The organism is Caballeronia sp. (assembly GCF_049581465.1).
Lineage (GTDB): Bacteria > Pseudomonadota > Gammaproteobacteria > Burkholderiales > Burkholderiaceae > Caballeronia.
Genome location: NZ_JBAUSA010000528.1, coordinates 1 through 10,132, shown reverse-complemented (window position 1 = coordinate 10,132; position 10,132 = coordinate 1). Strand labels below are relative to the sequence as shown.

The window sequence follows — 10,132 nt, the reverse complement described above, 5'->3', positions numbered from 1 at the left end:
GAGCCGCTGCGATCGTTGCCACTACCGTGGTAGACGGCTGAGTGTCGGAAGGCATTGCCGGCGCCCCCGGGCCCAGCATAAAGCTATAGCTTCGGCGCGCGAGACGTGGCAACCACTGCGCGCGTTCGTTGGGAGGGAGATGATCCAAAAGGGCAACCGAACTGGTCACCTCCCGGTCGACGTAGCCCACCATCATGTTGGCAGCCGCCGCGTCGCGCTCGTAAAGAGTCAGCGAGAAAGACAGGATCTGCGCCAGCACCAGCCCGAGGAAGAGAATCAGGGTCAGCCGCGCAAACAAGGTGCCAGGCCATCGGGGACGGAATGCAAGCGTCATCGGTCAGCCCCGTGGAGCGTCACCGCAACCGACAATACATACCCTTCGCTGCGCAAGGTCTTGATATAACGCGGCTCCCGCGCCTCGTCGCCCAAGCGCTGGCGCAGCCGGCTGACTAGCAGGTCGATGGACCGGTCAAAGGGATCCGAACGCCGCCCCTGCGTCAGATTAAGCAGTTGATCTCGCGTAAGGACCCTCTGCGGATGGTCAAGGAAGACACGCAGCAGACGATACTCGCCGCCGCTCAACGCGACCATCGTGCCGCTGGCGTCAAGCAGGTGACGCGCTGTCGTATCGAGTCGCCAGTCCCCAAACTGCAAGAACTGCACTGACTCGCCGCCCTGCATGTCGGGCGGCAACATCCGGACGCGGCGCAATACCGCCCGGACTCGCGCTAACAACTCACGCGCCGCGAACGGCTTGACCAGGTAATCGTCCGCGCCCATTTCCAGGCCGACAATGCGGTCCGCTTCTTCACTGAGTGCCGTCAGCATCAAGATCGGCACTGTTCGCCATTGCCCGGCACGTAGATCGCGGCACAGCAAAAGGCCATCCTCGCCCGGCAACATCAGGTCGAGCACGATCAAATCCGGAGTTTCCCGCTCAAGAAGGGCGTACATCTGGCGGCCGTTGGAGGCCAGTGACGCACGCATGCCGTTCTTAGTGAGGTAGCTGCCAAGCAGCTCACGGATTTCGCGATCGTCGTCGACAATCAGGATGTGGTCGGGCTTTTCCATGCTTAGATAATACGGCGCTTTTCTGGCGGCCGGCTCGTGTAGATCAGTGAGCAGTTTATCGGATTGATTAACTCAAAACCGATGCCGCCGGACAGAAAAACGAGTATGGCAATGAGGCGTTTCATGCGTCCTCCACTACCGACAGACTTGCTCCGTCACTGACTGACGCTTCCAAAGCATAAACGTCGACTCCCTCAAGACACCCTAGATTCACTCTCCACAAGTTCGGATCCTTACGGGTCTGATGAAACGGGTAGATGCCGCAATGCTTGCAGAAATAGTGTTTAGCAACCTGCGTATTGAATTGGTACAGGACTAGCGCGTCTGCACCGCTAGTCACTTGCAAGTCGGCCGCGTCAAATGCTGGCGACATTGCCGCGCCCTTGCGTCGACAAAGGCTGCAATTGCAGCGCGTGGCTTGCGTCACCTGCGTACGAACTTCGAACTGCACGGTGCCGCAATGACACGACCCCTTCAGCTGTTCAGTGGACATGATTCGATCCTTGAATATCGGAGTCTGCTTTATAGCGCGGGCCGGATCGATGTTTGTGTCGCAATGTATCTGCACCGCGAGGCGATACACAACATTGCAAATGACCGGTTCTCCCGACACAAGCCGGATACCTCCGCGCGTTCTAATGCATCAACGCCGGATGCGACGTGATCAATGACAGCAGTCAAGGCGTTTGAGCTGCCCCGTTCACCGTTGACATTGAATCATCTCGATCTTGATGCCATTTGGATTCGTCGACAGCCGCTCTTAGTCAAGCCGTCAGAAAAGGAAAAGTCCCATGCTATTTATTGTCCTGGCCTATCTGGGTGGCGTACTTACCATCCTGAGCCCCTGCATCCTACCCGTGCTTCCGCTGGTGTTTTCGCGCTCGGATCAGCCCTTTGTACGCAGCGGACTGCCGCTTTTGGCAGGCATGGCGCTTACCTTCGCCGCAGTCGCAACCCTGGCTGCAGTGAGTGGCGGTTGGGCTGCGCAGGCCAACCAGTACGGCCGCTGGATCGCGCTCGCATTGTTCGGCGTGTTCGGTTTGACGTTGCTGGTTCCAAAGCTCGCTGAACGCCTGATGCATCCCCTCGTCACAGCAGGAGGTCGGCTGGCCGACTTCGCAAAGGACGACGGGCGCGGTCCGCGAGTCATATCGTCGATGCTCCTCGGCGTGGCAACCGGATTGCTCTGGGCGCCATGCGCCGGCCCGATACTCGGCCTCGTTCTAACCACCGCGGCGCTGAAGGGAGCGAGCGCGGGCACTACCCTTTTACTGTTGAGTTACGCAGTGGGAGCGGCGAGCTCACTCGCTGTTGCCCTGCTAATAGGCGGGCGCGTATTGACCGCCATGAAGCGCTCACTCGGCGCGGGCGAATGGATCCGTCGCGGAATTGGCGGCGCAATCCTGTGCGGCGTGGGTGCGATGTCAATCGGACTCGATACGGACGCACTTGCGCACGTGTCGACGCTTGCGACCGCCGGTATCGAGGAGCAACTCGTCGATCGGCTGTCACCGCCTAAAGCGGCATCGGCCAAGGACACGGCAGCGACTCCTGACGCATCGGCCAAGGACACTTCCGCGACTCCCGACTCGCAGGCCAAGCCTCTGATGGCAAACGAGCCGGGTCATGCTTCGCTCACCGGCTTCGTGACAAAGGTCGCTTACACGGCAGCGACAGCGACAGCGGATGCACCACTACCTTTACCCATTGAAGGTCAATTACCGGCGCTGTCGGGAGCGGTTCAATGGATCAATTCGCCGCCGTTGACGGCCGATGAACTGCGGGGCAAGGTCGTCGTTGTAGATTTCTGGACTTACTCCTGCATTAACTGTTTGCGGACGTTGCCCTACGTAAAGGCATGGGCGAAAAAGTACCACGACCAAGGGCTGGTTGTGATCGGCGTGCATGCGCCAGAATTTGCGTTTGAACACGACATCGGAAATGTGAAGCGCGCGACCCGCGACCTGGGCGTCGACTATCCGGTCGCGGTCGACAATAACTTCGCCATCTGGCGCGCGTTCGGCAACCAGTACTGGCCGGCTCTCTACTTCGTCGATGCTCAAGGCCTTATCCGGCATCATCAGTTCGGTGAAGGCGGATACGACAAGTCAGAACAGGTGATTCAGCAGTTGTTGGCCCAAAGCGGTCAAGCGAAGGTCACGGCTGCGGCCGCTGCCGTTCCTACGGTCGGGAGTGGTTCGCAATTGGCGCCGGACGATGCGGACCTGCTCTCCGAAGAGACGTATATCGGCTACAAGGAGGCTCAAGGCTTTGCTTCGCCCGAAGGCGCCCTGGATGACCAAGTGCGCACTTATACTGCTCCGGCTCAAATCTCCCTCAACACCTGGGGTCTTGAAGGCGACTGGAAGATCGGCGCTGAACAAGGCTTGCTTACCAGCGCTAACGGAAAAATCGTGTATCGCTTCCACGCGCGAGATTTGCACCTTGTCATGGGGTCGAGTTCGGACACGAAGCCCATTCGATTCCGCGTGACTATCGACGGTGCCGCCCCTGGGGCCTCGCATGGCTCCGACGTCGCGGCCGACGGTACCGGCACGGTGAGTGGTCATCGCTTGTATCAGTTGGTCAGGCAGACGGGGAAGATACAAGACCGGACATTCACCATCGAGTTTCTCGATCCCGGTGTGAATGCGTATACGTTCACATTCGGCTAAGGTTCGACACGGACGTCAGCCTATTGAGCTGACGTCCGCGCGTCCGCGGTAAAGGGCGTGCGTTTTACTGTGCAGATCCCTCTACGAAATGCTTTCTCTTAGCCAGTTCCTGCGCTTGTGCATATTGAGCCTGGATGATCGGCAGCGCGTTACGCGCTGCGTCTTTCAAATGTTCGTCCCGGCCTGAAGCGATTTCGGATTGGAATGTCGACATCGCTCGCTGCTCGCCGGCTAGCGCGATTTGCTCAATATAGGCGCGGTCGAACTCGCCGCCGCGAAGGTTCTTGATCCTGTCGAGTACGGCAACCTCTGGATCGTTTTTCGGCACATCAATTCCGCGCGGGCTTGCTGCGCGCAACTCCTCGGAGAGTTTTGCACTGTCGTTCGAGACACGTTCTGCGAAGTCCTTGACTTCACGGTCGGTGGAACGCGCGGTGGCTATTCTTGCGGCATCACGCTGAGTCGACAGTGCCGTCGTCGCGCCAGCGATAAAGTCCTGATCAGCACCGTGCAAGCGGGGTGTGTCCGCCGACCGTTCCAGCGGCGCGGCTTGCGCGCTCACCGTCGTTGCGAAGACCAGAAGGCCTGCCGTGCATGCACTAAGAATCGAAGCGATGGGAAAGCGGATCATGCGTTTTCCTTGGAATAAAATGATGAAGCAACCGACAAGCGGGGCTTAGCGCTCAGGCCCTTGTTCAGGCATGGGCTGAACGCTTTAGTGCCAGGCCGCTCCGGCTGGCGCTTGCGATGAAATCGGACCGACGTCACCGGGCGCCGTGCATTTTAGAAGCCGCGCGAGGCGTGTGGTGAATTGACGTTGTCGATTCTGTAACGGGAGGTAAAGCAGGTAGCGTCGGGTCCGCTCCGGTGTGTATAGGGCAATGCCCCTGCTTGCTGACTATCTGCCTTTCGCCGAGAACATCCCTCCTCACGCCCTCCGCGTTTCTGGAATAGAGTAATGCGGCGCTAATGACTGAGCGCCCAAATAACACCGCGGAGAGCACCATGCCAATGCAAAAAGCAACCCAGGTCGTTTTAGCTTCGCGCCCGGCCACGCCTAAGGCCAGCCTCGACAATTTTCGCGTGGAAGAAATACCCATGCCGGTCGCCGGTCCCGGGGAGGTCCTGCTGCGCGTCGATTACCTGTCGCTTGATCCGTACATGCGCGGTCGCATGAATGACCGTAAGTCGTACGCAAAACCCGCTGATATCGACCAGCCGATGCCCGGCGAAAGCGTCGCGACCGTGCTCGAATCCAATGCCTCTGAACTGGCGAAGGGCGATGTCGTCCTCGTGCAATCTGGCTGGCGCTCGCATCTCGCCGCCGACGCCGCCGGCCTCACGAAGCTCGAACTCAACGGCGTGCAGGAATCAGCTTATCTAGGCGTGCTGGGCATGCCTGGATTCACGGCTTACTCGGGCCTTGCCGCCATTGGCAAGCCTAAAACAGGCGAGACGCTGGTAGTGGGAGCGGCTAGTGGTCCAGTGGGCTCGCTAGTCGGACAACTGGCGAAACAGGCCGGGGCAAGAAGCGTCGGTATCGCGGGGGGCCCTAAAAAGTGCGCGTATCTGCTCGACACCTTGGGCTTCGATGCCGCCATCGACCATAAAGCGCCCGACTTCGCGAGGCAGCTTGAGGCGGCATGTTCCGATGGCATCGATGTGTATTTCGAGAACGTGGGCGGTGCCGTCTGGAACGCCGTCGTACCGCTGCTCAACCAGTACGCCCGCGTACCGGTTTGCGGACTCATGGCGCAGACATCGGGCAACGCAAGCGCGCCTGACCTGAGCGAAGACCATGTAGCCGCGCTGATGCGCGCCGTCCTGACCCGCAGCCTGCTGATTCGCGGTTACATCAACTACGAATTTACCGGGCAGTATCACGAGCAATTCCTGAAGGAAGTCGGCGCCCTTCTCCGCGATGGCAAGATCAAGCATCTGGAAGACATCACCGATGGTCTCGAAAACGCGCCACAAGCGTTTCTAGACATGATCGACGGAAGGAATTTCGGTAAGGTGCTAGTGCGGGTGGCGAAGCGCTAGGCATGCGGCCATTCGTTCCTTGGGGGCGTCCCGGAATCAAGCAGCCGCGCCGCCGTCCGCCCGCGACAGATGATGGCCCAGGTTGTAGTGATCGATCAACGGCCCGAACAGCACATAGACAGATAGATGAACTGTAGGAAAGGACGCTCAAATGACGCGACTGACGCTTAAGTTGCGTCGGCCCACGCCTTAGCGGCATTCACCGCGCGTTGCCAGCCGTGCATCTGACGCTTGACCTCATCGGGGGCAATATCCGACGAGAAACGACGGTCCAGCTTCCATTGGCTCTGCAGTTCATCCACATCTTTCCAGTAACCGACCGCGAGCCCGGCCAGATACGCGGCGCCGAGTGCAGTCGTTTCGCTGATTTGTGGACGTACCACGTCCACACCCAGCATGTCAGCCTGGAATTGCATCAAGAGGTTGTTGGCAACCGCGCCACCATCTACGCGCAATTCACCAATCCGGATGCCGGAATCGGCTTCCATGGCCTTTAGTACATCGATCGATTGGAAGGCAATGCTTTCGAGCGCCGCCCGTGCCAGATGGCCAGAGGTTGTGCCGCGCGTCACGCCAAATAATGTACCGCGTGCCCGTGCATTCCAGTGCGGCGCACCCAGACCTGCAAAAGCAGGAACCATATACACCCCATCGCTATGCGCAACACTGCACGCGAGCGCCTCGATATCATTCGCACTCTTGATGATACCCAGTCCGTCGCGTAGCCATTGCACTACGGCGCCGCCAATAAAGATGCTGCCTTCCAGTGCGTAGCTAACCTGATCGCCGATCTGCCATGCGATCGTCGTGACCAGGTTGTTGCGCGATTCGATCGGCTTGTCGCCCGTGTTCATCACGAGGAAGCAGCCGGTGCCGTAGGTGTTCTTCACCATGCCCGACTTCGTGCACATCTGACCGAAGAGTGCGGCGTGCTGGTCGCCGGCAATGCCGCCAAGCGGAATCTTCGAGGCGAACATCGTGGTCTTGGTATCGCCGTACACCTCGGACGACGAACGTACTTCGGGCAGCATGCTGCGCGGGATGTCGAGCGCATCGAGCAGCTCGTCGTCCCATTGGAGCGTATGGATGTTGAATAGCATCGTGCGCGACGCGTTGGTCACGTCCGTGATATGCAGGCCGTGCGTTAAATTCCACACGAGCCAACTGTCCACCGTACCGAATGCGAGCCGTCCCTGCTTCGCTTTTTCTCGTGCGCCTTCAACGTTGTCGAGAATCCAGCGGATCTTGGTCGCGGAGAAGTAGGAGTCGATCGGCAAGCCGGTCTTCGCGCGGACCTTTTCTTCCAGCCCTTGCGCCTTTAACTCGTCGCAGAAAACAGCGGTGCGGCGGTCCTGCCAGACGATAGCGTTATAGATCGGCTGACCGCTCTCGCGATCCCAGACAATGGTCGTCTCGCGCTGGTTAGTGATGCCGATCGAGGCTATCGACGCGCCGTTCAGACCCGCGCGCGCGACGGCTTCAGCCGCTACGCCGGCCTGCGTTGACCAGATTTCCTGAGGATCGTGCTCGACCCAGCCCGGCTGCGGATAGATCTGGCCAAATTCCTTCTGTGCCACCGACACTACGTTGCCCTGGCGATTGAACACCATTGCGCGTGAACTCGTCGTGCCCTGGTCGAGCGCAAGGATAAATTGCTCCTGCATTGTCTTCTCCATTGTTTTTTTGAATGGATCGCCGTGTCGTGCATGGCGACGTTATCGACTTTGTTTAACTACAGCTTCGGTGATAGGGGCACTACACCGATCTGACCGGGATCAATGAGCGGTGATGATGCTTCGAATGCAAACGCCCCGCGCGTGCGGTCTCAACTCCGCCAGGCCGGCCCCTCTGGAAAGCGATACTGATCGAGCGACGCCGCATGCATTTCGATGCTGTAGCCGGGAAGTTGCGGCGGCATGTAACGGCCGTTGCGGATCACGACGGGATCGACGAAATGCTCATGCAGATGATCCACGTACTCGAGCACCCGGTTCTCCAACGACCCCGACACGCAGATATAGTCGAACAGTGAAATGTGCTGGACGTACTCGCACAAACCGACACCGCCTGCGTGCGGGCACACGGGCACGCCAAATTTCGCCGCCATCAGCAGGACGACGATCACCTCGTTCAGACCGCCCAGGCGGCAGCTATCGATCTGACAGAAGTCGATTGCATGCGCCTGCAGCAACTGCTTGAACATCACACGGTTATGGCAGTGCTCGCCCGTCGCTACGCCGATTGGCGCAATCCGCCGCCGGATGGCCGCGTGGCCGAGAATGTCGTCGGGACTCGTGGGTTCTTCTATCCACCATGGGTCGAATTCCGCCAGGCGCCGCATGTTCGCGACCGCTTCGTCGACATCCCACACCTGGTTCGCATCCATCATCAGCTTCAGGTTTTCGCCGATTTCTTCACGCAGGATGCGGGCTCGGCGGGCATCTTCTTCCAGGTTGCCGCCCACCTTCTGCTTGAAGTGCGTCCAGCCCTGCGCCACGCCTTCACGTGCGAGCCGGCGGATCTTGTCGTCGTCGTAGCCGAGCCAGCCGGCCGAAGTCGTATAGGCGGGATAGCCGTGCGCCAGCATTTCCTGTTCGCGCTCGCCCTTGGTCTTCGCATGGCGGTGCAGCATGGCGATGGCTTCATGCGGCGTGATCGCATCGGTCACATAGCGGAAATCGAGGCAACGCACGAGTTCTTCCGGGCTCATGTCGACGAGCAGCTTCCACACCGGCTTGCCTTCCGATTTGGCCCACAGGTCCCACGCCGCATTCACCACAGCCGCCGTCGCCAGATGGATTGCCCCCTTGTCCGGACCGATCCAGCGTAGCTGGCTGTCCGACGTCAGCGCGCGCCAGAACGCGCCCATGTTCGCGGCGATATCCTCAAGGGTCTTGCCGACAATCAGCGGGGCAAGCGCCTGTACCGCAGTCACGCAGATCTCGTTGCCGCGCCCGATGGTAAACGTCAGTCCATGGCCCGTGAACATCTCCGGCGAATCGGTTTCGAGGGTCACGTAGGTGGCGGAGTAATCCGGCGCGGCGTTCATCGCATCGGAGCCATCGAGCGAACGCGAGGTCGGAAACCGAATGTCCCGGACGGACAGCTTTGTGATCGTGGGCATCTGGACACCCTCCTGAGTGACAGCGATCGACTTCCAATAAAAACAAAAGGGTCGTGGCGTCTAAAGGCGCCGCGACCCGTCCTTTCTAGCCGCGCCCTAGCGGCAGCAATCAGTCATAGAGTACGGCGGCTATCTTGGGATCGCTCATATTGCTCTTGTCGTACCAGTAGAAGCCCGTGTCGACTTTCTTGGGCAGCGTCTCGCCCTTCAGCGCCTTCACCGCAGAATCGACAACGCATTTGCCGATGCCAACCGGATTCTGCGTAATGGCGCCGAGCATCAGGCCTGAATTGATGTCCTCCTTTTGCTCCTTGCCGGAGTCGTAGCCAATCAGGACGAGCTTTTTGCCCGATTCCTTGACGCCGATCGCGGCCCCTTCTGCCGAGCCTTCATTAGCGCCGAAAATGCCCTTGAGATTGGGATTGGCCTGGATCATCGTCTTGGCGATTTCCGCCGACTTCAGATGGTCGCCGCCGCCATACTGGACTGAGACGATCTTGATGTTCGGATGCTTCGCCTTCATTTCATTCAGGAAGCCGTCGCGACGATCGATGCCGGTGCGGCTGGTCTGGTCATGCACGACCAGGCCGACCTCACCAGAATCCCCGATCGCCTCGGCCATCTTGTCGGCGGCGAGCGCGGCCGCGGCAACGTTGTCCGTTGCACACGTCGTCAGCGGAATGGTGCTGTCGACGCCCGAGTCGAAGGCGATGACCGGTATTTTCTCGGACTGCGCCTTCTTCAACAACGGAATCGCCGCCTTGCTGTCAAGCGCCGCGATGCCGAGCGCCTGGGGCTTCTTCGCGAGCGCGGCCGAGAGCATGTCGATCTGCTTGTCGACCATGGCCTCGGTTTCCGGACCCTCGAACGTGATCCTGACGCTATGCTCCTTCGCCGACTGTTCTGCGCCGGCTTTGACGGCCTGCCAGAACTGGTGCTGGAAGCCTTTCGAGATGAGCGGGATGTAGATCTCGTCAGCGTGCGTGAGAGTTGTCCCGCCAATGAGCGCGCCAACGCCGACCACGACACCGATTAGTCTTCTTTTCAACATGGTGTTTCTCCTCCTAGGGTGGGCCATTAATTTTCAGCCGTTCGGGGAGCCTTTGGCGCTCCCATTCTTGATCTTGTCGCGCGTAGCGTTAGCCTTTTCTTTAGCCTTTCTTCAGCCTTTCTTGCGTCGCAAGATATCGGCATAGACCGCGAGGATGATGATGAGGCC

9 protein-coding genes and 1 pseudogene are annotated in these 10,132 nt (G+C 59.5%); 2 read left to right on the top strand and 8 right to left on the bottom strand.

What is annotated here, in order from left to right; all coding sequences use genetic code 11:
* From WCA53_RS12990 to WCA53_RS12975, 4 genes and pseudogenes are all read right to left on the bottom strand, one after another.
* Positions 1-334 (bottom strand): annotated as a pseudogene (locus WCA53_RS12990) (two-component sensor histidine kinase); the annotation flags it as partial.
* Entirely contained in the window at positions 331-1,071 is a 741-nt protein-coding gene (locus tag WCA53_RS12985; protein WP_423910479.1) for a response regulator, read from the bottom strand. The pseudogene WCA53_RS12990 and the gene WCA53_RS12985, both read right to left, overlap by 4 nt.
* 2 nt (positions 1,072-1,073) lie before the next feature.
* The gene (locus WCA53_RS12980; protein ID WP_423910474.1) at positions 1,074-1,196 is read right to left on the bottom strand and encodes a hypothetical protein; all 123 of its coding nucleotides are present in this window, start codon (positions 1,194-1,196) and stop codon (positions 1,074-1,076) included.
* A complete protein-coding gene (locus WCA53_RS12975; RefSeq protein ID WP_423910469.1) occupies positions 1,193-1,564 on the bottom strand; it encodes a GFA family protein in 372 nt (123 codons plus the stop codon). The genes WCA53_RS12980 and WCA53_RS12975 overlap by 4 nt, the downstream gene beginning before the upstream one ends.
* A gap of 298 nt (positions 1,565-1,862) precedes the next feature.
* Between WCA53_RS12975 and WCA53_RS12970 the strand changes: the two genes are divergently transcribed.
* Positions 1,863-3,746 carry a cytochrome c biogenesis protein DipZ gene (locus tag WCA53_RS12970; protein WP_423910466.1) on the top strand — a complete coding sequence of 628 codons (1,884 nt, stop codon included), beginning with the start codon at positions 1,863-1,865 and terminating at the stop codon, positions 3,744-3,746.
* A gap of 64 nt (positions 3,747-3,810) precedes the next feature.
* On the opposite strand, the gene WCA53_RS12965 is transcribed toward WCA53_RS12970, so the two are convergent.
* A complete protein-coding gene (locus tag WCA53_RS12965) occupies positions 3,811-4,377 on the bottom strand; it encodes a DUF4142 domain-containing protein (RefSeq protein WP_423910463.1) in 567 nt (188 codons plus the stop codon).
* 374 nt (positions 4,378-4,751) lie between these two features.
* On the opposite strand from WCA53_RS12965, the gene WCA53_RS12960 reads away from it, so the two are divergent.
* Positions 4,752-5,789 (top strand): NADP-dependent oxidoreductase, encoded by a 1,038-nt coding sequence (locus tag WCA53_RS12960; protein WP_423910460.1) that lies wholly within the window; start codon positions 4,752-4,754, stop codon positions 5,787-5,789.
* A 167-nt stretch (positions 5,790-5,956) separates the two neighbouring features.
* Here WCA53_RS12960 and glpK read toward each other — a convergent pair whose 3' ends face one another.
* The 3 genes from glpK to WCA53_RS12945 form a co-directional block, all read right to left on the bottom strand.
* Entirely contained in the window at positions 5,957-7,453 is a 1,497-nt protein-coding gene (glpK, locus tag WCA53_RS12955) for a glycerol kinase GlpK (RefSeq protein ID WP_423910455.1), read from the bottom strand.
* A 161-nt stretch (positions 7,454-7,614) separates the two neighbouring features.
* Positions 7,615-8,913, bottom strand: coding sequence for an L-fuconate dehydratase (locus tag WCA53_RS12950; protein WP_423910450.1), 1,299 nt, complete (start codon positions 8,911-8,913; stop codon positions 7,615-7,617).
* A 109-nt stretch (positions 8,914-9,022) separates the two neighbouring features.
* Positions 9,023-9,964 (bottom strand): ABC transporter substrate-binding protein, encoded by a 942-nt coding sequence (locus WCA53_RS12945; RefSeq protein WP_423910446.1) that lies wholly within the window; start codon positions 9,962-9,964, stop codon positions 9,023-9,025.
* Between the last annotated feature and the right edge of the window lie 168 nt (positions 9,965-10,132).